20 protein-coding genes are annotated in these 20,329 nt (G+C 70.5%); 7 read left to right on the forward strand and 13 right to left on the reverse strand.

The annotated features are described in order from the left end of the window. Nucleotides 1–175 precede the first annotated feature (175 nt). Nucleotides 176–829 carry a TetR/AcrR family transcriptional regulator gene (locus tag OG214_RS12015; RefSeq protein WP_363082247.1) on the forward strand — a complete coding sequence of 218 codons (654 nt, stop codon included), beginning with the start codon at nt 176–178 and terminating at the stop codon, nt 827–829. A 74-nt stretch (nt 830–903) separates the two neighbouring features. Here the strand turns inward: OG214_RS12015 and OG214_RS12020 are convergent, their stop codons facing one another. The 6 genes from OG214_RS12020 to OG214_RS12045 all read right to left on the reverse strand — a co-directional run bounded on the left by OG214_RS12020 (nt 904) and on the right by OG214_RS12045 (nt 6,178). Beyond that, a complete protein-coding gene (locus OG214_RS12020; RefSeq protein WP_363082248.1) occupies nt 904–1,764 on the reverse strand; it encodes an ABC transporter permease in 861 nt (286 codons plus the stop codon). Then, a complete protein-coding gene (locus OG214_RS12025) occupies nt 1,724–2,701 on the reverse strand; it encodes an ABC transporter ATP-binding protein (RefSeq protein ID WP_405984725.1) in 978 nt (325 codons plus the stop codon). The genes OG214_RS12020 and OG214_RS12025 overlap by 41 nt, the downstream gene beginning before the upstream one ends. Further along, nucleotides 2,698–3,153 (reverse strand): MarR family transcriptional regulator, encoded by a 456-nt coding sequence (locus tag OG214_RS12030; RefSeq protein ID WP_363082250.1) that lies wholly within the window; start codon nt 3,151–3,153, stop codon nt 2,698–2,700. The genes OG214_RS12025 and OG214_RS12030 overlap by 4 nt, the downstream gene beginning before the upstream one ends. Nucleotides 3,154–3,297: 144 nt before the next feature. Next, nucleotides 3,298–4,998: a methylmalonyl-CoA mutase gene (locus OG214_RS12035; protein WP_405984726.1), complete on the reverse strand. Its 1,701-nt coding sequence runs from the start codon at nt 4,996–4,998 to the stop codon at nt 3,298–3,300. 108 nt (nt 4,999–5,106) lie between these two features. Further along, complete coding sequence (locus OG214_RS12040) at nt 5,107–5,433, reverse strand: DUF3817 domain-containing protein (protein WP_363082252.1); 327 nt, start codon at nt 5,431–5,433, stop codon at nt 5,107–5,109. Between the two features lie 238 nt (nt 5,434–5,671). Beyond that, nucleotides 5,672–6,178: a MarR family transcriptional regulator gene (locus OG214_RS12045; RefSeq protein WP_363082253.1), complete on the reverse strand. Its 507-nt coding sequence runs from the start codon at nt 6,176–6,178 to the stop codon at nt 5,672–5,674. 249 nt (nt 6,179–6,427) lie between these two features. On the opposite strand from OG214_RS12045, the gene OG214_RS12050 reads away from it, so the two are divergent. Continuing rightward, nucleotides 6,428–7,501 (forward strand): glycoside hydrolase family 6 protein, encoded by a 1,074-nt coding sequence (locus OG214_RS12050; RefSeq protein WP_405984727.1) that lies wholly within the window; start codon nt 6,428–6,430, stop codon nt 7,499–7,501. Nucleotides 7,502–7,700: 199 nt separating this feature from the next. Here OG214_RS12050 and OG214_RS12055 read toward each other — a convergent pair whose 3' ends face one another. From OG214_RS12055 to OG214_RS12070, 4 genes are all read right to left on the reverse strand, one after another. After that, on the reverse strand, nt 7,701–9,707 hold the full coding sequence (locus OG214_RS12055) for a galactose oxidase-like domain-containing protein (protein ID WP_405984728.1): 2,007 nt from the start codon (nt 9,705–9,707) through the stop codon (nt 7,701–7,703). Nucleotides 9,708–9,710: 3 nt separating this feature from the next. Next, nucleotides 9,711–11,534, reverse strand: coding sequence for a glycosyltransferase family 2 protein (locus OG214_RS12060; RefSeq protein WP_405984729.1), 1,824 nt, complete (start codon nt 11,532–11,534; stop codon nt 9,711–9,713). Nucleotides 11,535–12,042: 508 nt separating this feature from the next. Further along, nucleotides 12,043–12,336: an MTH1187 family thiamine-binding protein gene (locus OG214_RS12065; RefSeq protein WP_363082257.1), complete on the reverse strand. Its 294-nt coding sequence runs from the start codon at nt 12,334–12,336 to the stop codon at nt 12,043–12,045. Further along, nucleotides 12,333–12,677: a DUF3817 domain-containing protein gene (locus OG214_RS12070; protein ID WP_363082258.1), complete on the reverse strand. Its 345-nt coding sequence runs from the start codon at nt 12,675–12,677 to the stop codon at nt 12,333–12,335. The genes OG214_RS12065 and OG214_RS12070 overlap by 4 nt, the downstream gene beginning before the upstream one ends. A gap of 172 nt (nt 12,678–12,849) precedes the next feature. Between OG214_RS12070 and OG214_RS12075 the strand changes: the two genes are divergently transcribed. The 4 genes from OG214_RS12075 to OG214_RS12090 all read left to right on the forward strand — a co-directional run bounded on the left by OG214_RS12075 (nt 12,850) and on the right by OG214_RS12090 (nt 15,538). Further along, a complete protein-coding gene (locus OG214_RS12075) occupies nt 12,850–13,488 on the forward strand; it encodes an AIM24 family protein (RefSeq protein WP_093599889.1) in 639 nt (212 codons plus the stop codon). Then, the gene (locus OG214_RS12080; protein ID WP_363082259.1) at nt 13,488–14,138 is read left to right on the forward strand and encodes an AIM24 family protein; all 651 of its coding nucleotides are present in this window, start codon (nt 13,488–13,490) and stop codon (nt 14,136–14,138) included. Before OG214_RS12075 ends, OG214_RS12080 begins: the two co-directional genes overlap by 1 nt. Further along, nucleotides 14,135–14,929 (forward strand): AIM24 family protein, encoded by a 795-nt coding sequence (locus OG214_RS12085; RefSeq protein WP_363082260.1) that lies wholly within the window; start codon nt 14,135–14,137, stop codon nt 14,927–14,929. Before OG214_RS12080 ends, OG214_RS12085 begins: the two co-directional genes overlap by 4 nt. A gap of 132 nt (nt 14,930–15,061) precedes the next feature. Next, on the forward strand, nt 15,062–15,538 hold the full coding sequence (locus OG214_RS12090; RefSeq protein ID WP_363082261.1) for a MarR family transcriptional regulator: 477 nt from the start codon (nt 15,062–15,064) through the stop codon (nt 15,536–15,538). A 188-nt stretch (nt 15,539–15,726) separates the two neighbouring features. On the opposite strand, the gene OG214_RS12095 is transcribed toward OG214_RS12090, so the two are convergent. Further along, a complete protein-coding gene (locus tag OG214_RS12095) occupies nt 15,727–17,277 on the reverse strand; it encodes an ATP-binding protein (protein ID WP_405984730.1) in 1,551 nt (516 codons plus the stop codon). Beyond that, on the reverse strand, nt 17,274–17,936 hold the full coding sequence (locus tag OG214_RS12100) for a response regulator transcription factor (protein WP_405984731.1): 663 nt from the start codon (nt 17,934–17,936) through the stop codon (nt 17,274–17,276). The genes OG214_RS12095 and OG214_RS12100 overlap by 4 nt, the downstream gene beginning before the upstream one ends. Nucleotides 17,937–18,050: 114 nt before the next feature. Here OG214_RS12100 and OG214_RS12105 point away from each other — a divergent pair, with 114 nt between their 5' ends. Beyond that, nucleotides 18,051–18,740 (forward strand): PepSY domain-containing protein, encoded by a 690-nt coding sequence (locus OG214_RS12105; RefSeq protein ID WP_405984732.1) that lies wholly within the window; start codon nt 18,051–18,053, stop codon nt 18,738–18,740. Here the strand turns inward: OG214_RS12105 and OG214_RS12110 are convergent. After that, nucleotides 18,728–19,951 carry an MFS transporter gene (locus tag OG214_RS12110; protein WP_405984733.1) on the reverse strand — a complete coding sequence of 408 codons (1,224 nt, stop codon included), beginning with the start codon at nt 19,949–19,951 and terminating at the stop codon, nt 18,728–18,730. The genes OG214_RS12105 and OG214_RS12110 overlap by 13 nt on opposite strands. Between the last annotated feature and the right edge of the window lie 378 nt (nt 19,952–20,329).

The raw sequence follows: 20,329 nt of genomic DNA on the forward strand, positions 1-20,329 counted from the left end.
TCACCCGTCATGACCCGTCACAGCCTTTGCCACAAGGTGTCACGGGCTTTCGCCACGGGCTCCGCCAGGCTTTCGCTACGGGTCGTAGCGTAACTCCCGGTTCCGGTCCGCAGGTGAGATCTTTCCGGTGAACTGGCTCACAACACATTGTCCACCGGCCGATATGGTCGCCGTCATGTGCAGCCACAGCCGCCCCGCCGGTGCGCGTACGTCCCGAGGTACGTCGCGTACGGGCCGCCCACGCAGCGCCGAGGCCGACGCGGCGATCCTGGAGGCGACCAGGGCCGCCCTGGTGGAACTGGGCTGGCCCAAGCTGACGATGAGCGATGTGGCGCACCGGGCGGGCGTCGCCAAGACCACGCTCTACCGGCGCTGGCCGGGCAAGAGCGAGCTGGTGGTGGACGCGGTCGCGGCGCTCTTCGACGAGCTCGAACTCCCCGGCTCCGACAGCCTCGTCACCGATATCGAGGACGTGGTGCTCCAGTTCGCCGCGCTGCTGGAGCGGCCGGAGACCAAGACCGCGCTGATGGCGGTGGTCGCGGAGTCCACCAGGGACGAGGCGCTGCGGCAGCGGATCCGCACCTCGATCGTCGACCGTCAGAAGCGGCTGGTGCTGCTGGGGCGCGAGCGCGCCCAGGACCGGGGCGAGCTCCCCCGTGAACCGGACGCCGCGGCGGCCGCCCGTACCGCGGACCTGATCTTCGACGTGATCGCGGGGACGGTCGTCCACCGGGCGCTGGTCAGCGCGGAACCGGTCGACCGGCAGTGGGCGCGCACCTTCACGGCCCTGCTGCTGGGCGGTCTGTCCGCCGTCACCACGGCGCCCTGACGGCGTCACGCCGGGCTTCGCGCCTCCCGGACGCCCGGACGCCGCTCGCCTTGTGTGCCGCCGTGCCGCCGGCTCTACCGCGCCAGCCGGCCCAGCAGGGACGAGGCGGCCGTGATGCCCACGACCGCCGCGAACGCCAGCACGGCGTAGTCCAGCAGCAGATGGGACGGCGTACCGAGCAGCAGCCCGCGCAGGGCATCCACCTGATAGCTCAGTGGATTGATCTTGCTGATCACCTGGAGCCAGCCGGGCATGATCGCCACCGGATAGAGCGCGTTCGACGCGAAGAACAGCGGCATGGTGATGGCCTGGCCGATCCCCATCAGCCGGTCGCGGGTCAGCACGATCCCCGCGATCGTCATCGACAGGCACGAGAAGAAGGCCGAGCCGAGGACCACCGCGACCGCGACCCCCAGCAGCTTCAGCGGGTTCCAGGTCAGCCCCACCCCGAGGGCCGCCGCGATGACGATCACCACGACCGCCTGGATCAGCGCCTTCACCCCGGAGGCGAACGCCTTGCCGCTGATCAGGGCGGCTCTCGGGGTCGGGGTGACCAGGAGCTTGGTCAGAATGCCCGCGTCCCGCTCCCAGATGATCATGATCCCGTAGAAGATCGCGATGAACATCGCGGACTGGGCGATGATGCCGGGCGCGAGAAAGTCGATGTACGGGATGCCACCGGTCGGGATGGCCCTGATCCGGGTGAAGGTCTCACCGAAGATCAGCAGCCACAGCGCGGGCTGTACGGCCCGCGTGTACAGCTCGGTACGGTCATGGCGCAGCTTCTGGAGCTCGACCACGCACATCGCCATGACCCTGGCGGGCAGCACCCGCCAGCCGGTACGGGCGCGTGGCGGCTTGAGCAGCAGATCGAGCCGGCGGGGGTCGAGGGCCTCAGCCGACCCGGGACGCTGTACGGCGGGTGTTCCTGACATCGCGGAAGTCGCCTCCTTCCTCGTCCAGGCCCCGGCCCGCCACCTCGCGGAAGACCTCCTCCAGCGTCGGCATGGCGTCGTTCTCCGCCGAGCCGCCGTTCTCCGAACCGCCGGAGGCCTTGCGGCTCTCGCGCAGCTCGGTCCTCAGCTCCTCTGGGGTGCCGAGGGCGTGGATACGGCCTCGGTGCATCAGCCCGACCCGGTCGCAGTACTGCTCGGCCTCGTCCATGTAGTGCGTGGTCACCAGCACGGTCATGCCCGTGGCGTGCCGTACGGCGTTGATGTGCTCCCAGACGCTGGTACGGGCGATCGGGTCGAGACCGATCGTCGGCTCGTCCAGCATCAGCAGCCGGGGCGCGCTGACCAGCGCCTGCGCGAGTTCGAGGCGCCGGATCATGCCGCCGGAGTAGGTCTTGGCCAAGCGGTCGGCGGCGCTCGTCAGATCGACGGCCTCCAGTGCCTGCGCGACCCGTTCGGCACGCTCGCGGCGCGGGACGTCGAAGACCCGGGCGAAGAGCGTCACGTTCTCGCGGCCGGTCAGCGCGGCGTCGGCGGAGAGCTGCTGCGGTACGTAGCCCAGCAGCCGCCGTACGGCCATCTTCTCCTTGGCCGCGTCGTGCCCGAACACCCGCACCATGCCGGCGGGGACGGGCAGCAGCGTGGTGATACAGCGGATCGCGGTCGTCTTGCCGGCGCCGTTGGGCCCGAGCAGTCCGAAGACCTCGCCCGCGCGGACGGAGAGGTCGAGATCGGAGACCGCCTTGGTGTCACCGAAGGAGTAGTCCAGCCCCCGGCAGCTCACGGCCTCGGTGCCGGCGTCGGCACCGGTACCAGCGTCGGTGTCCGTGCCGGTGTCCGCACCCGCCGTACCGGCGGGAGCGGCCGTACCTGTGGTGACACCGTCCGTATCGGTGGTGCCTGCGGCTCTGTCCGTCATACGCCCTCCACTTCCTCGTGCAGGTTCTGAGCGAGCTTGCGCAGCGCCGGAAGGGCCGCGGCCAGGGCCGCGCGCTCCTCGTCCGTCAGCCGGGCCACCTGCTCGCGCACCAGCTCGGAGCGGCGCTCCTCCCAGTCCGTCACACGCGACGTGGCCGCCTGGGTGGGCAGCAGCAGCGCGGACCGGCGGTCGGACGGATCGGTCTCACGACGCAGATATCCCGCCCGGCTGAGCTGATTGACCAGGGTGGAGACCGAGTTCCCGGCGAGATACAGCTCCTTCGCCGCGGCCGACACCCGGATCCCCGGCCGTGCCGCGACCAGCCGCAGCAGCTCGACCTGCGCGCCACGCAGCCGCGGGGCCGTCATCCCTTCGCGCAGCCGCCGCCGGACCATGCGCTGGACTCCCGCCAGTACATCGGCGAGCGAGTCAGGGAACTCGGCTGAGGTCATACCATCACTTTAGCTCTCACTGAGAGCTATCTGCCAGACGGTGGCCCCGGGAAATACCGTGGGGAAAACGCCGACGGCCGCCCCCGCACCGGGAGCGGCCGTCCGCTGTCGTCGTTCTCTGTTCTCCGCCGTCTGTCCGAGGGCTCAGAAGCCGGGCGGCTCCGTGTACGTGCCCCACTCGTCCCGCAGGACACCGCAGATCTCGCCGAGGGTGGCCTCCGCCCGTACCGCCTCCAGCATCGGGTCGATCATGTTCGAGCCGTCGCGGGCCGCGGCCAGCATGGCCGCCAGGGCCGTACGCACCCGGGTGTCGTCGCGGGCTCCCTTGCGCTCCGCGAGCACCTTCACCTGCTCGCGCTCCACCTCATGGCTGACCCGCAGGATCTCCAGATCGCCGGTGACCGAGCCATGGTGCACATTGACGCCGACGACCCGCTTGTCGCCCTTCTCCAGCGAGCGCTGGTACTGGAACGCCGACTCGGCGATCTCGCCCGTGAACCAGCCGTCCTCTATCCCGCGCAGAATGCCGGAGGTGACAGGGCCGATCGGGTGACGCCCGTCCGGGTGGGCCCGCAGTCCGCGCTCCTTGATCCGGTCGAAGATCTTCTCGGCGTCGGCCTCGATACGGTCGGTGAGCTGCTCCACGTACCAGGAGCCGCCGAGCGGGTCGGCCACATTGGCCACACCCGTCTCCTCCATCAGCACCTGCTGGGTGCGCAGCGCGATCTCCGCGGCCTGTTCGCTCGGCAGGGCGAGCGTCTCGTCCAGCGCGTTGGTGTGCAGGGAGTTCGTACCGCCGAGAACGGCCGACAGCGCCTCCACCGCCGTCCGCACGACGTTGTTGTACGGCTGCTGCGCGGTCAGCGAGACTCCCGCCGTCTGGGTGTGGAAGCGGAGCCACTGCGCCTTGTCGGTCCTCGCTCCGTACACCTCCTTCATCCAGCGCGCCCAGATCCGCCGGGCCGCGCGGAACTTCGCGATCTCCTCGAAGAAGTCGAGATGCGCGTCGAAGAAGAAGGAGAGCCCGGGGGCGAAGGTGTCCACGTCCAGCCCCCGGCTGAGCCCCAGCTCCACATAGCCGAAGCCGTCGGCGAGGGTGTACGCCAGCTCCTGCGCGGCCGTCGCGCCCGCCTCACGGATGTGATAGCCGGAGACGGAGAGGGGCTTGTACGCGGGGATGGAGCGGGCGCAGTGCTCCATCAGATCGCCGATCAGCCGCAGATGCGGCTCGGGCTGGAAGAGCCACTCCTTCTGGGCGATGTACTCCTTGAAGATGTCGGTCTGGAGCGTGCCGTTGAGCACGGCCGGGTCCACGCCCTGGCGCTCCGCCGCGACGAGATACATGCAGAAGACCGGGACCGCCGGCCCGCTGATCGTCATCGACGTGGTGACATCACCGAGCGGGATGTCACCGAAGAGGATCTCCATGTCGGCGGCCGAGTCGATGGCGACACCGCAGTGGCCGACCTCGCCGAGCGCGCGCGGGTCGTCGGAGTCCCGGCCCATGAGCGTCGGCATGTCGAAGGCGACGGAGAGTCCGCCGCCGCCCGCGGCCAGGATCATCTTGTAGCGCTCATTGGTCTGCAGGGCATTGCCGAACCCGGCGAACTGGCGGATGGTCCATGTCCGGCCGCGGTAGCCGGTCGGGTGGAGTCCCCGGGTGAAGGGGTACTCGCCGGGCCAGCCGATCCGCTCGAATCCCGCGTAGGTGTCGCCGGGCCGGGGCCCGTAGACCGGCTCCACCGGGTCACCGGAGAGCGTCGTGAAGTCCGCGTCGCGCTTGCGGGCCTTGTCGTAGCGGGCCTGCCAGCGCTGGCGGCCCTCGTCGATCGCGTCGGCGTCCATACTCTCAAATTTACTAGGACGTCCAAGTAAATGTCGATGGCAGCCGCCCCCGCGATCCTCCGCGCGGGCGGGGAGGACGGGGAGGACGGGTGTCGGGCCTCGACGCCGTCAGGCCTCGACGAAGGCGGGATCACTCTCCGCGAGCTGCGCCCTGACCTCGCGGGTGACCCTCGGCTCGACGAAGAAGGACGCCACGGGAATGCAGCCGGCCGCGAGCACCCAGAGCAGCTTGCCGAACGGCCACTTCATCTTCGAGCCCAGATCGAAGGCGAAGACCACGTACACGATGAAGAGCACACCGTGGATCTGGGAGATGAGCATCGTGTCGCCGGTGTCGAACCCGTACTTCATGACGATCGCGACGGTGAAGACCAGCAGCCATACGGCGGTGACATACGCCATCACCCGGTAGCGGGAGAGCACGCTTTGTTTCATGGCGACGAGCGTAACGGGGCGCGATCGGGGATCTTCGGGCGGCCCGTACGCCGGGCCCGCACGCCAGGGCACGGCACCTGGGCCGCACGCCAGGGCACGGCACCTGGGCCGTACGCCTGCCCCGTACACCGACCCCGCACGCCCGGGTCGCGCGCCCGCCCCCGTCACCGACCCCGTACGCCAGGGTCCTGCCCGGTCGGCCTTCGCGGGCCCGCGCCCGGCCGTGGCCGCCGCTCCCCTACTCCTCGAAGTCCTGCGCCGCCACCCGCAGCGGGCGCAGCATCGCGAAGATCTCCGCGCACTCCTCGGCGTCGTACGCCCCGAGCCCGAACTCCATCTCCATCAGATCGCGGGTGGCGGCCTCCACCACCTCGCGGCCCTTCTCCGTGATCGAGGCGAGCGTGCCGCGGCCGTCGTTGGGATTGGGCCGCTTGTCGACCAGCCCGGAGGTCACCAGCCGGTCCACGGTGTTGGTGACCGAGGTCGGATGGACCATGAGCCGCTCGCCGATCTTGGACATCGGCAGCTCGCCCTCCTTGGAGAAGGTGAGCAGCACCAGCGCCTCGTACCGCGCGAAGGTCAGTCCGTACGGCTTGACCACGGCGTCGACCCCGGCGAGCAGGATCTGGTGCGCGCGCATGATCGAGGTGATGGCGCCCATGGCGGGAACGGGACCCCAGCGCCGCTGCCAGTGCTCGTCGGCACGGGCGATGGGATCGAACGGGAGGTTGAGCGGCTTCGGCACGGCACCGACCTTACCCACTGGTCATATAGCGGTCAGCCCCGTCTCGCCCTTCGGTCGGACCGGCCCCGGCCGAGGCTCCGGCCGAGGGGACCCCGCGGTGTCGCAGCCCGGCAGCGATGTGCCGTTATGTCACGATAAGCCATCCTTGTCCCAGCCGGTCATCGCTCCATCACCCGGCTGTCACCACATCCCAGTCACCACATCCCAGCCACCACTCCCCGGTGGTCAGCCGTCGTCCGAGGGGGCTGTATGCCCGGCCGCAGACCGCACCGTTCGTACTCACTCACCGCCGCCTTCACCGCCGCCGTCACGACCGTTCTGGCACTGACGGCCGCCGCCTGTTCCTCGTCCTCCTCCGAATCCCGGCGGACCCCCGCCGATGAGCGGACCGCCTCGGCGGCCGAGGGCGAGACGGCCAGGGGCGAGGCCGCCACCACGGACGGGGCGCCCTTCTGGATCGACCCGGAGAGCGACGCGGCACGCCAGGTCAGGCAGTGGGAGAAGGACGGCCGCCCGGACGACGCGAAGGCCCTGAAGCGGATCTCGGAGCGCGCGGTGGCGGAGTGGCCGGCCGGGGACAACCCCGTACCCGAGATCAGCAGGGCCGTACGGGGCGCCGCCGCGGCCGGCGGGCGGACGGCGGTCTTCGTCGCGTACAACATCCCCCACCGCGACTGCGGCATGTACTCGGCGGGCGGCGCCCCCGACGCGGCGTACTACCGGGAGTGGATCAGCGCCTTCGCCGAGGCCATCGGAGACGCCCCCGCCATCGTGATCCTGGAGCCGGACGCCGTGCCGCATCTCGCGGACGGCTGCACCCCGGCCCAGTACCACGACGAGCGGTACGAGTTGCTCGCCCAGGCGATCAGCCGGCTCAAGCGCCAGCCGAAGACCAAGGTCTATCTGGACGCCGGCAACCCGGCCTGGATCTCCGACCCGGCGAGGCTCGCCGAACCGCTCAAACGGGCCGGGGTCGAATCGGCCGACGGCTTCTCGCTCAATGTGTCCAACTTCCAGACGAACGACACGGTCAAGGCGTTCGGCACCCGCCTCTCCGGGCTGCTGGGCGACGCCCACTTCACCGTCGACACCAGCAGGAACGGCGTCGGACCGCTGTCGGGCGACCGGGACGAGGCCTGGTGCAACCCACCGGGCCGCGCCCTCGGCACCCCGCCGACCACCAACACCGGCAACGAACTCCTCGACGCGTACCTCTGGATCAAGCGCCCCGGCGAATCCGACGGCCCCTGCCGCGGCGGCCCGACCGCCGGCACCTGGTGGCCCGACTACGCCCTGGGCCTGGCCCGCAAGGCCAAGGCCTGAGCCCCTCTTTCTTCGGGGCTCGGTTCGCCTCCGGGGCGCTTCATGCCGGCGCCGACGGTCGACCGTGCTCGGCCGCTCGTTCCTCACGGCCTGCGCGCGCTCTCCCTTTCGGCACCGGCGCGCCCCTTCGGCTCACTCGCCGCGTCCGGGCCGGACCGGTGCCTCTCCGCGCCGCCAGGAGCGGGGGCGGGGTTACGGGTCACTCCACCAGGAGCCATTTCGCCTCGGACGGGGTGCCCTCGGTGTCGGTGACGAAGAGCATGTACCAGCCAGGGGGGACCAGGGTGGGGTCCTTGGGAACCTCCACCGTGACCGTGTTCTTGGTTCTGGTCAGGCCCAGTTCGACCGAGCGCTGTTCGACGTCCGTCGTGTGGGTCACGGCGCTGGGGCGCATCAGACGGGCCTTGGCTATGCGGTCCGGCTTCGCCGTCCGGAAGGTCGCCCGGCCGTCGCGGTCCGTGTGCCGGGGGCCCTCGCCTAGGGCCGGGCGGTTGGCGGCGGAGGCGCGGTCGCCCTGGAGATAGGGCGGGGTGTAGATCTCCACGCGCTGCTCGAAGGTGCCGAGTTTGGTGTTGTCGGCGTCGTCGAAGAGCGGGTCGGAGCCGAAGGTGACCACCCGGCCGTCCGGCAGCAGCAGCGCCTCCGAGTGGTAGTTGCGGCCCACGGTGGGGTCGGCCGCGCGCCGGAAGGAGTTGGTCGCCGGGTCGTAGAACTGCGCCCTGAGGATGTCGCTGGCGCTGCGTCCGCGGTAGTCCGAGGAACCGCCGGTGGTGAACACCGAGTCGTCGGGCAGCAGCACACTGCTCAGATAGCGCGTGCCCTGCGGCAGCCGGGGCCCCTCCTGGAACGTCGGGCTCTCCTTGTTCAGGTCGATGATCGCCGTACGCGGGGTGGACTTGGCCGACTCGCCCACGCCCCCGCCGCCGAGGAGCATCACCCGCTGGTCCTGCACCGGCGCCAGCATCAGCGAGGCCGAGGTCTCGGTCTGGTCGCCGTCGGTGAGTCCGTCGACCGGTGTGAAGGCGTTGTTCCTGGGGTCCCACAGGCCCGGCTGCCGGCCCTTGTCGGCGGGCCCGTACCCCGCGTTGGACCCCGAGTAGAAGAGCTTTCCGCCCTTGGTGAGAAAGAGCGCGGGGTACGTCGGGAAGTACCGCTCGGGGCCCTTGGACCACTTCTTGGTCTTCGGGTCGTACACCTCGTTGTACCCGGTGAGCACGGCGCCGACATCGTCCAGGCCCGAGACCGCGAGCACCCTGCCGTCGTCCAGACCGACCAGCGTGGGGTACCAGCGGGCCTCCTTCATCGGGTCCACGGGGAGGTACTTCTCGGCCGTGGGGTCGAACTCGTACGCCGACCTGATGCCCTGGAAATCCTGCTTCTCCGTGGTGAGTTTCTGCGCCAGACCGTAGAGGTTGTCCGCGTCCTTGCCCTTGAGGCCGACGATCTCGTACTGCGCGGCCTGGGTGGTGAGCGCCTGCGGGCCCTCCTTGACCGCCTCCACGAAGACCCGTGCCTCACCGGCCGTGACCTTGGTCTTCCAGGGCAGCATCCGGTCGCCCTTCCCGTATCCGACCTGGAGCTGCTTCTTCGCCTTCGGCACGGTGACATCGGTCGTGCTGATGTACTCGACGCCCGAGGGGGAGCGGAAGCGGGTGCCCTTCCTGAACGTGTAGGAGCGGTCCGGGTTCTCGTTCTTGACCCGCATACCGCCGCCCGCCCTGCGTATCTCGCCGTCGAGCACCTCGTAGCGCGCGGTGCCGCCCGCCACCAGGAGCCGTCCGTCGGGGAGCTGGGCGTGGCCCGCGCAGAAGAAGTCCTCCGGGGTGGGGATCTTCTTGAAGGTGTTGTCGGCCGGGTTCCAGAGGATCGTGTCGAACGACCCCTCGTCGAACTTCTTCTGGCTGTTGCCAGAGCCTGCGACGATCAGCACCTTGCCGGTGTGCAGCAGGGCCGCGTGGATCGCGTTCGTACGGAACTCCGCGGGTACGCCGAGACTCGCCCAGGAGCCGTACTGCCGCTTGTAGCCGGGCTGCGCGATCTTGTAGGCGTGGTACTTCTCCTGGGCGAAGGTGAAGGCCGCGGGGGCGTTGAGCCCCACGAGTACGACCAGCGCTCCGCCGCCCAGCAGTGTCTTCCTGAACTTCTTCGACGGTGTGAACTTCTTCGACGGTCCGTACCCGGACGGTCCGTACCCGTAGGAGTCCATGACTCAGTTCCCTCCGGTCGTCGTCGCGAACGCGGGCTCCGGCTCCTCCCCCGGCTCGGGAGCGGTGACGGTGACGGCCGTGCCGCCTGCGGCCCGGCGCTCCGCGGCCTCGCGCCAGGTGGTCCAGGCCCAGATACCGACCGGCGCGAGGGCGATGGCCAGGGCCAGCAGGGCCCAGGTGCGCATCGCCGCGTGGGTGTGGTCCAGGAACACCGACGCGATCAGGGAGACGACCAGGACACCGGCCCAGAAGAGATGGAGCCGGAAGGTCATCAGCCGGTCGGGGCTGGCGCTGCCGCCCTTGGGGGTGACGACGAAGCCGCCCCGGGTGCGCAGTACGGCGGAGCCGAGCGATCTGAGATAGACGGGCGCGGAGAGCGCCGACATCGCCATCCCGGCCAGTCCGCCCGAGCCCTCGGGCTCGTGGGGCGAGACATTGTGCCGGCGGTTCCAGAGGTAGAGGCCGATCTGGAGGGCGGCGGCGTCGCTGTAGAGCATCAGTAGCACCGAGGAGGAGACCTGGGTGCCGGAGGCCCCGAGCCAGAGGAAGAGAACGCAGCTCAGGATGCCCAGGAGCCAGTTGACCGCGGTCATCGGGTAGTAGACGAGCATCAGCGTGTAGCTGAACAGCCGTCCCCGGGGCATCTGGAAGGGTGCCTTCCAGTACTGCGTGAAGAGCGTCTCGTACGTGCCCCGGGACCAGCGGAGCTGCTGGGTGAAGAAGTCGGTCCAGGAGGCGGGGCCCTCGCCGACGGCGAGGACGTCGGGGGTGTAGACGGAGCGCCAGAACCGGCCGGTACGGGGGTTGAGCCTGCGGTGCAGTTCGAAGCCGGTGGCCATGTCCTCGGTGATCGAGTCGTACAGACCGCCGATCTGCTTGACCGCCGCGATCCGGACGACGTTGTTGGTGCCGACGAACATCGGGGCGTCGTAGCGGTTGCCGGCCCGCTGGATCAGCGCGTGGAAGAGGAACTGCTGCGACTCGGCGGCCTTGGTGACCGGTGAGGTGTAGTTGCCGTACACCTGGGGACCGACGACGAAGGCGATGTCCGGATCGCGGAAGTAACCCATCATCCGCTCCAGGAAGTTGGGGAGCGGTATGTGGTCGGTGTCGACGGAGGCGAAGAAGTCGTACTCCTCGCCGTGCAGCGCGATCCAGGCGTTGTAGTTGCCGTGCTTGGTGCGTGCCTTGTGGGCGCCCTTCCCCTGATTCCACTCGGGCACCCCGTGCCGGGTGAAGTGACGGACTCCCAGCTCCTCGCAGAGAGCCCTGGCCTCGCTGTCGTCGCCCTCGTCGAGCAGCCAGACGTCGAGCGGGCCGCTGTGGCGCAGCCGTACCGCTCCTTCGAGCGTGGCCCTCGCCATGGAGAGCGGCTCCTTGCCCGGCACGTACGTGGTGAGGAACGCGACCCGGGTGCCCGCCTCGGCGGGCACGGGTATGGGGTCCCTCGCGACCAGCGTGGCATGGGCCACGGAGACCACGTTGACCAGCATGAAGAGGGAGATGAGGCCGATCGCGCCGAGCATCACATGGTCGAAGACGACCAGCCAGCGCTCACCGCCCTCGCGCTCGGTCCGGTGCGTGGGCCAGACCAGATAGACCAGCAGCACACCCGAGAGCACGGGGGCGAGGGTCATCAGCAGGACCGCGCGTATCCGGTGCGGCTCGCGTGCGAGCAGACTGTGAAACCGCACCCGGTACGCGCCGGGCCCGTCCGGCTCCGTCAAGGGACCGGCCAGGCAGCTGTACGTGTCGTAGTCGTAGCCGTCGGACCGCACGGTGCCTCCAGCAGTTCGCGAGGTCGATATCACCACAGAACGGGACATCGACCTGCGTGTCGACCGGGGGGCGTCCGTGCGGGGGGTTTTCCGGGCGGAAGGTACCGCTTACGGCCGTGGGCGGTGGCGCGCGGGCTCGTGCGGAGCTGACACTGCCACGTTGGGCAGGCAACTCCGCGCGGGCGCACGGGCTTCCGCGAGGGCGGGCCGGGAAGCGGGGCGGAGGGCGGGGCGCGAGGGCCCGGTGGAGGCCGGACGCGGGGGCCGGACGCAGGGGCCAGACGCGGGGGCCGGGGCTTCCGCCGTGGAGCGGCCCGTACGCGTACGACGCCATACGCGCACAACGCCGCCCGCGTACGACGGACAGCCCGTCGGGGCAGGAGGACAGCCGGGCACGGACGAACGGCAGCCGGGCACGTCCCGGACAGCTCGTACGGGGCGGAGCAGGACGTCCATCACGGAGCCGGCCCGTCCATGGCGGCGCCGCGACGGCGGCCCGTCCGTGGCGGTGCGGCCCGTCCGCCGTGCGCCCGGCGCCCGGCGCCCGGGTCCGGGCTCAGGAGGAGAGGTGGCGCTCCACGGTCTCGACCTTCGAGGTGAGCCCGTCCGTGACACCGGGCCTGATGTCGGCCTTGAGCACGAGCGAGACACGCGGCGCGCGCGCCTCGACGGCGGCGACCGCGCGCCTGACCACGTCCATCACCTCGTCCCACTCCCCCTCGATGGAGGTGAACATGGCGTCGGTGCGGTTCGGCAGCCCGGATTCACGGACCACCCGGACGGCGTCGGCGACGTACTCACCGACGTCCTCCCCCACACCGAGGGGGGAGACGGAGAAGGCGACGATCATGCCTTCACCGTACCCTCGCGGCCGGCGCGGGAGGCGACGACCTCGTCCTCGGCCGCGCGCTTGAGCTTCCGCTCGGCGAAGAAGCCGCCGGTCGGCAGGACGGAGAGGACGAAGTAGAGGGCCGCCGTCCCGAAGGACCACTTCGTGCGGTTCCAGGCGTCCAGCCAGAAGACCACGTACAGGACGAAGAGCAGCCCGTGGACCGCGCCCATCACGGGCACGGCGTTGAAGTCCGTCGTCCGCTTGAGCACCGAGCAGACGAGCAGCAGGAGGAAGGACACGGCCTCGGGCGCGGAGACCAGACGGAGTCGGTGGAGGGAGGAGGCGGTCTTGATGTCCACGAGGCAGGCACCTTCGTCGTCGGGGGCAACACCAGGGGCGGCGCGATCTTGTGAATGCGCGCACAAGCGCGACCATTGTGGCAGCCCGCTTTTGCCCGACCGTTACCAGGGTGGGACGCGGCCGGGACGGAAAGACCTGTTCGTCCCGGCCTCGGCCCATTACCTTCGATCCGTGGCTCAGTTCCGACTGCAAGGCAGCAAGGTGCTCGCCGTGGACATGTCCGGCGACTCCGTCAAGGCGAAGAACGGCTCGATGGTCGCGTACGACGGCCAGATGGCGTTCAAGAAGATGTCCGGCGGCGGTGAGGGTCTGCGCGGGATGGTGACGCGCCGGCTCACCGGCGAACAGATGACCGTCATGGAGGTGAGGGGCCAGGGCACCTGCTACTTCGCCGACCGTGCGAGCGAGATCAACCTTGTCTCACTGCACGGCGACAAGCTCTACGTCGAGGCCAGCAATCTGCTCTGCACGGACGCCGGGCTGCGGACCGGTACGACCTTCACCGGACTGCGCGGCGGCGCGACCGGCAACGGCCTGTTCACCACCACCGTCGAGGGCATGGGCCAGGCCGCGATCATGTCGGACGGCCCGGCGGTGATCCTGCGGGTGACGCCCCAGTACCCGCTCTCGGTCGACCCCGGCGCCTATATCGCGCACCAGGGAAATCTCCAGCAGCACTTCCAGGCGGGAGTGACCTTCCGCACCCTCATGGGCGAGGGCGGGGGCGAGGCCTTCCAGATCCGCTTCGAGGGCGACGGGCTCGTGTACGTGCAGCCCAGCGAGCGCAACACGATCGGGGGTGACGTCTGATGCCGTTCCGTGAGATCAACTCGAAGATGGTCGAGGCCACGGTGGTCCCCGGCCAGAAGATGTTCAGCCAGCGCGGCGCGATGCTGGCGTACCGGGGCGAGGTCAGCTTCACCCCGAACACGCAGGGCGGCCAGGGCGGTCTGATGTCGATGATCGGCCGGCGGGTGGCCAACGAGGCGACACCGCTGATGACGGTCGAGGGCAGCGGCACGGTGCTGTTCGGCCATGGCGGCCATCACATCCAGGTCATCGGTCTCGCGGGCGACACCCTGTACGTCGAGGCCGACCGGCTGCTCGCCTTCGACGGGACGCTCCAGCAGGGCACGATGTTCATGGGCTCGCAGGGCGGGGTCATGGGCATGGTGCGCGGCCAGGTGACCGGACAGGGCCTGTTCACCACCACGCTCAAGGGCCATGGCGCGGTCGCCGTCATGGCGCACGGCGGGGTGATCGAGGTGCCCATCACCCCGGGCAGGGCCGTCCATGTGGACCCGCAGGCGTATGTCGCGCACCACGGCGACGTACGGAACAAGCTCTCCACGGCGCTCGGCTGGCGCGACATGGTGGGACGCGGCTCGGGCGAGGCCTTCCAGCTCGAACTGAGCGGCAGCGGTGCGGTGTACGTCCAGGCGTCGGAGGAGAAGCTGTGAGCGCGCCCGTGATCTTCGACCCGATGACACTGCCGAGTGACGACAACGTCAACGCGTACACCTTCTGTGTGGAGCTCAAAGGGGGGCAGTGGTTCCTCCAGAAGGGGAAGATGATCGCCTACTACGGGCGGATCGACTTCAACGGGATCGGCCACGGGCGCTTCGAGCGGCTGCTGCGTACGAGCTTCCACTCGCCGCTGCACGCCAGTGACTGGGTGGTGGCGGAGGGCAGCGGCAAGATGCTGCTGGCGGACCGCGCCTTCGACGTCAACTCGTACGACCTGGAGAACGGCAATCTGACGATCCGCTCCGGGAATCTGCTGGCGTACCAGCCCACACTGGCGCTCAAGCAGTCGATCGTGCCGGGCTTTCTGACCCTGATCGGTACGGGGAAGTTCGTGGCGGCGTCCAACGGTCCCGTCGTCTTCATGGAACCGCCTATCAGGGTGGATCCCCAGGCACTGGTGGGCTGGGCGGACTGCCCCTCCCCGTGCCACCACTACGACCACGGCTATATGACCGGCGTGCTGGGCGGGCTGCGCTCGCTGACGGGTCTCGGGGGGACCTCGGGCGAGGAGCATCAATTCGAGTTCGTCGGAGCGGGTACGGTGCTGCTTCAGTCGACCGAGATGCTGATGGCCGAGCAGGCGACCGGCGCGGTACCGCACGAGCCCGGGGTACCGGGCGGCGGCGCGGGCGCACCCGGGCACGCCGGACACTCCGGCCAGCAGGGTGCCTCGCCCCGGCTGCCGGGACAGCTCGGAGATCTCCAACGGCGCTTCGGCCTGTGAGCGGTAGTCTGCGGAGTGTGACGTCGAACGCCTGCGCCCTTCCGGACCTGCGCCGTTCCGGAAGGGCGGGGTGCGCGGCGTCACATCCCGGAGTATCCGTACAGAATTCAACTTCTTAGGTAGAATCCATATATGGAGACCGAGACCGCCACCCGCTGGCTGACCGAAGCGGAGCAGTGCGCCTGGCGCGCCCATCTCGATGTCAACAGGCTTCTCACGCACCAGTTGGAGAAGGACCTCCAGCCGTTCGGACTGACCATGAACGACTACGAGATCCTCGTGAATCTCTCGGAGTCGGCGGACCGGCGTATGCGGATGAGTGATCTCGCGGCCGCCACGCTCCAGTCCAAGAGCCGGCTCTCCCACCAGATCACGCGGATGGAAGCGGCGGAACTGGTGCGCAGGGAGCACTGCGAGTCGGACCGGCGCGGCCTCTTCGCCGTACTGACCGACCGTGGCATGGAGACCATGCAGAAGGTCGCGCCGCACCATGTCGCGTCCGTACGCAAGCACTTCATCGACCTGCTGTCACCGGAGGCCCTGGTGGAGCTACGGGCTTCACTCGGCCCGGTCGCGGAACAACTCCGGGGGCGTCGCGGCAAGCCGTGATTTTTGGGGCTCGGTTCGCCTCCGGGGCGCACTTTGTCGATGCCGACGGTCGACCGTGCTCGCCCCCTCGTACCTCAGGGCCTGCGCGCGCTCTCCCTTTCGGCACCGACGCGCCCCTTCGGCTCACTCGCCGGCGGCCGTGCGGGGCCGGAGTGTCTTCGCACCCCGGGCGTCCGGGGGCCGTGGCATCAGATCCCGCCGGCCTTGCCGTCGTGGGCCGGGGGCAGGGTGAGTTGGAAGTGGGCGCCGCCTGTGGGGGAGTTGGCGGCTGTGAGGGTGCCGCCGTGGCGTTCGGCCACGTCTCGGGCGATGGCTAGGCCGAGTCCCGCGCCGCCGTCGTCGCGGCTGCGGGCGTCGTCGAGCCGTACGAAGCGTTCGAAGATCCGCTCGCGCTCCGCCTCCGGCACCCCGGAGCCGTCGTCGGCGACCACGAGGACCACCTGACCGTCCGGCGCGCGGTGGACGGACACCTCCACCGAACCGCGTGCGTGGCGCTGGGCGTTGTCGAGCAGATTGCCGAGCACCCGCGCCAGCTGACCGCGCGAGCCCGCCACTTCGGTCCCCTGACTCCGCGCGGACCCGCTCCCTCGACCGACGTCCACCGTCACCGGTACACGGTCCAGGGGCCGCTGCGAGATCTCCTCGCGGACCAGCGCGCCCAGATCGAACCGGGTCAGGCCCGGCCGCTCCCCCGCGTCCAGCCGGGCCAGCAGCAGCAGATCGGCGGCGAGCCGCTGGAGCCGTACGGTGTCCGCGACCGCGCCCGGCACATCCAGCAACTCCGGGTGCGCTTCGCCCACTTCGAGCTGGGTGCGGAGGGAGGCGATGGGGCTGCGCAGTTCGTGCGAGGCGTCCGCGACAAAGCGGCGCTGCCGGTCGACGGCCGCCTCCAGCGCGGTGAGCGTCTCATTGGTCGTACGGGCCAGCCGGGCCACCTCGTCATGGGCGGCGGGCTCCGGCACCCGTCTGGACAGATCCTCGGACGCGGTGATGGCCGCCATCTCGCGCCGGATGCCCTCCACGGGCCTGAGCGCCCGCCGGGTCACCAGCCAGGTCACTCCCCCGACGACCAGCAGCAGGACGGGCAGTCCCAGCAGCATCGCCACGGTGGCCGTGCCGACCGCGCTCTGCCGGGCGGCCAGTGACGCGCCCGCGTGCACGGTGACCGTCCGGCCCGAGCCGTCGGTCACCGCGATGGTGGCGAAGCGGTAGTCGCCCGTCCTGCCGTCGACGGTGGCGCTCCCCGAGCTGTGATCGCGGATCTCGCCGATCTCGCCGACGGCGGGATCGTCGCCGCCGCGCCCGCGGCCCCCGTGGTCGTCGCCGCTGTCGTCGCCGTCGTCGTCGCCTCCGTCGTCGTCACCCGGCTCGGCGCCCTGCTGCGGGGCAGGGCTCCGTACGGCCCGTACGCCGGGCACTCCGGTACCGCTGATCCGCTCCAGGTCCTCGCCGGCCACGAGCAGCAGGCCCTCCTCGGTGACCACCTGCACCGGATGCTCCTCGGTGTCCGGCAGGTCGAGATCCGCGTACGAGGTCCGGGCGGGGACCTGGGACGCGATGTCCAGGGCGACATCGCGCGCCGAGGTGTCGGCCTCCTGGTCGGCCTGGTCGGTGAGGTTCGCGTGCAGCGAGAGCAGGACCGCGATCCCGGCGGCCAGGAGCGCGACCGCCACGACGGCGGTCGCCGCCAGGGAGGTCTTGGCCCGTACGGAGCCGAAGAGGCGTCCTCCGGCGCTCATGACGTCACCAGCCGGTAGCCCGCACCGCGCACGGTCTGAATGGCCGCCGCGCCTACCTTGCGCCGCAGGGCGCTGATGTAGACCTCGATGATGTTGGGATCGCCGTCGTAGGCGAAGTCCCAGACATGTTCCAGGATCTCCGGTTTGCCGACCACCTCGCCCGCCCGGACCGCGAGTTGTTCCAGTACGGCGAACTCCTTCGCGGTCAGGGCCACTTCGGTCCCGTCCCGGAAGACCCGGCGGGCCGCGGTGTCGACGGTGAGGCCCCCGGCCCGCAGGACGGGCGAGGCCCCGGCGGAACCGCGGCGGCGCAGCAACGCCTTGACCCGCGCGACGAGCACGACGTACGAGAACGGCTTGGTCAGATAGTCGTCGGCGCCCGTGTCGAGCCCCTCCGCCTCGTCGTACTCGCCGTCCTTCGCGGTGAGCATCAGGATCGGTACGTCGTTGCCGGCGGCGCGCAGGGCGGCGCAGACCCGGTAGCCGTTCATCCCGGGCAGCATGATGTCGAGCACGACCAGGTCGTAGACGCCCTCCCCGGCCCGGTGCAGCCCTTCGAGGCCGTCGTGGACGACATCCACGGCGAAGCCCTCGGCCCGCAGTCCCGCGGCCAGCGACACCGCGAGCCGCTTCTCGTCCTCCACGATCAGCAAACGCATGCCCCCACCCTGCCAAAAGGAACCTGAAGATCTCTTCAGCCTGCTTCAGGCTGCCTTCAGCTTCCCTCCTGGACATTGAGGTCGTCAGCGGACGGACCGACTGGGGAGGACCTCATGAAGCGCAATCTCGTCATCGCCGCCATCACCGCGGCGGCTCTGATCGGCGGCGGAACATACACCGCGGTCGCCATGGGCGGCGACGGCACGGCCGGCCCGGCGGCGACGCCGTCCGTGCCCGTGTCGCAGCCCGGGTCACCGGACGTCTCACCGTCGTCCGACGGCTCACCCTCGCCCTACGACTCTCCGCGCCCGCAGGTGAGCCGGGCGGATCTGACGGCGGGACAGGCGGTGGACGCGGCCCTGAAGAAGATCCCGGGGAGGGTGGTCTCCGTCGAGCGGGACGATGACCGCGGTGGCCGCTGGGAGGTCGATCTGCTGGGCGAGGACAACCGCCGGCACGAACTGAAGGTCGGCGGCGACGGCACGGTACGCCCCGACGACCGGGACCACGACGATGACGACCGCGACGACCGGGCCGCGCTGCGGGGCGCCACGGTGGACGCCCGGCAGGCGGCGGACGCCGCGCTCGCCGCCGTACCGGGGAGCGTGACGTCCGTCGAGATCGACGACGACCGTACGGGCCACTGGGAGGTCGACGTACGCGGCGCGGACGGCCGTACCCACGAGCTGAACGTCCACGCGCGCACGGGCAAGGTCACACCGGACCGCGACGACGACCACGGCGGTGACGACCACGGTGGCCGGCACGGTGACGACCGGGACGACGACGGTCAGGACGGCTGACCGCCGGAAGCGTCCACCGCCCCTTCGGGGCCCGGTTCGCCTCCGAGGACCCGCCGGCGGCCGTACGCGGCGCACAGCAGCACCGGCAGGGCCGCGAGCGCGAAGCACAGGGCGAGCGGCAGCCGGCCCACCAGTACGCCGACGGCCGCCGTACCGCCCGACATCCCGGCGTTGACCGCCGTGTTGACCCAGGCACCGGCCTGCGTGCGGGCGCCGGGGGCGGCGGTCTCGTCCGCGATCAGATACGCGGTGGTCAGCGCGGGGGCGACGAACAGCCCCGCCACCGTGACCGCGGCGCCGAGCACGTACACGTTCGGCGCGAGTCCGGCCGCCGCCAGCGCGAGTCCGAGGACGGCGCAGAGCAGGGAGAGCCTCGGCCTGGCGGGCAGCCGCCAGGTGACGGCGCCGTTGACGAGTCCGCCGACGGCGCTGCCGGCCGAGAGCGCGGCCAGTATCCAGGCGACCGCGCCCGGCTGATGGCGGTCCTCGGTGAAGGCGATCGCCAGCAGGTCGAGCCCGCCCAGACAGAGCCCGACCCCAGCGCCGGCCAGCACAGGCTGTCCTAGACCGCGCGGTCCGGTACGGACCCGGGTGCGCTTCTCGCGTTCCGCCCGGGGCCGTACCGGGAACGGCACCGGCGAGGAGACGAGCGCGAGCGTCCCCGTCAGCACCAGGACCGCGCTGAGCGCGACCCCGGCGGCGGGCTCCGCGTACACCACGAGGACACCGACGAGAAGCGGTCCCGAGACGAAGAGGAGTTCCTCCGCGACCCCGTCGAGGCTGTAGGCCCGCTGCACCATCCGCCGGTCGGGCAGCAGTTGGCTCCACAGCGTCCGCATGGTGGGCCCGAGCGGTGGGGTGCACATCCCGGCGAGCGCGGCCAGCGCCCACAGGAGCGGGCCCGGGGCGCCGGGTTCCCGCGTGACGAGGGCGAGCACGGCCAGCAGTACGGCGTACAGCCCGGCCATCGGCACCAGCGCCCGGCGGGGCCCGTACCGGTCGACGAGCGCGGCCCGCGCCGGCGAGAGCAGAACACTGGTCGCCCCGAAGAGCGCCATGGCGGTACCGGCCACCGTGAAGGACCCTGACGAGTCCTTCACCGCCAGTACGAGGGAGAGCGAGACGGTTCCGTAGGAAAGGCGCCCGACAAGCGCGGCACCGAAGGTGCGCGAGGCATGCGGGGTCCGCAGAACAGCGGCGTACGAAGACATGGGGTTCCTCGAAGAGGGCGGCGCGCAACGGGGCGCCGCGGCCGTACAGGGACGCCGAAGTGCCGCGACGGCGAACGTCGCGGACGGTACTACGGGGTCCTACGCACGAAGGAGGAACACGCGGTCAGCTTAGCTTTGTTGAGGATCGACCGTGCGCGGCCCGGACCACCGTCAGCCGGACCACCGGCGGGAGGGGGGCGGGGTCGCAGGAGGTGCGTGTCCGGACACTAAAGCGTGATTTGTGGCGCACGACCGCCCGTATCCGACGACCGCTCAAGGGCGCCGTAAATCATGCCGTCCGGACATGTACCTCCGGAGGCCCCGGCACCCGCACCCACCACCGGCCCCCGCGCCGCAGGCGCGCACCGCCAAGCGCGC

This window comes from Streptomyces sp. NBC_00872 (genome assembly GCF_045161915.1).
Classification (GTDB): Bacteria; Actinomycetota; Actinomycetes; order Streptomycetales; family Streptomycetaceae; genus Streptomyces.

Coding starts and splice junctions, on each gene's coding strand:
- OG214_RS12025 (WP_405984725.1), bottom strand. CDS start 2,701: ATGACGGACAGAGCCGCAGGCACCACCGATACGGACGGTGTCACCACA.
- OG214_RS12035 (WP_405984726.1), bottom strand. CDS start 4,998: ATGGACGCCGACGCGATCGACGAGGGCCGCCAGCGCTGGCAGGCCCGC.
- OG214_RS12055 (WP_405984728.1), bottom strand. CDS start 9,707: ATGGACTCCTACGGGTACGGACCGTCCGGGTACGGACCGTCGAAGAAG.
- OG214_RS12060 (WP_405984729.1), bottom strand. CDS start 11,534: ATGTCCCGTTCTGTGGTGATATCGACCTCGCGAACTGCTGGAGGCACC.
- OG214_RS12100 (WP_405984731.1), bottom strand. CDS start 17,936: ATGCGTTTGCTGATCGTGGAGGACGAGAAGCGGCTCGCGGTGTCGCTG.
- OG214_RS12015 (WP_363082247.1), top strand. CDS start 176: ATGTGCAGCCACAGCCGCCCCGCCGGTGCGCGTACGTCCCGAGGTACG.
- OG214_RS12080 (WP_363082259.1), top strand. CDS start 13,488: ATGCCGTTCCGTGAGATCAACTCGAAGATGGTCGAGGCCACGGTGGTC.
- OG214_RS12095 (WP_405984730.1), bottom strand. CDS start 17,277: ATGAGCGCCGGAGGACGCCTCTTCGGCTCCGTACGGGCCAAGACCTCC.
- OG214_RS12040 (WP_363082252.1), bottom strand. CDS start 5,433: ATGAAACAAAGCGTGCTCTCCCGCTACCGGGTGATGGCGTATGTCACC.
- OG214_RS12110 (WP_405984733.1), bottom strand. CDS start 19,951: ATGTCTTCGTACGCCGCTGTTCTGCGGACCCCGCATGCCTCGCGCACC.
- OG214_RS12065 (WP_363082257.1), bottom strand. CDS start 12,336: ATGATCGTCGCCTTCTCCGTCTCCCCCCTCGGTGTGGGGGAGGACGTC.
- OG214_RS12030 (WP_363082250.1), bottom strand. CDS start 3,153: ATGACCTCAGCCGAGTTCCCTGACTCGCTCGCCGATGTACTGGCGGGA.
- OG214_RS12090 (WP_363082261.1), top strand. CDS start 15,062: ATGGAGACCGAGACCGCCACCCGCTGGCTGACCGAAGCGGAGCAGTGC.
- OG214_RS12105 (WP_405984732.1), top strand. CDS start 18,051: ATGAAGCGCAATCTCGTCATCGCCGCCATCACCGCGGCGGCTCTGATC.
- OG214_RS12050 (WP_405984727.1), top strand. CDS start 6,428: ATGCCCGGCCGCAGACCGCACCGTTCGTACTCACTCACCGCCGCCTTC.
- OG214_RS12020 (WP_363082248.1), bottom strand. CDS start 1,764: ATGTCAGGAACACCCGCCGTACAGCGTCCCGGGTCGGCTGAGGCCCTC.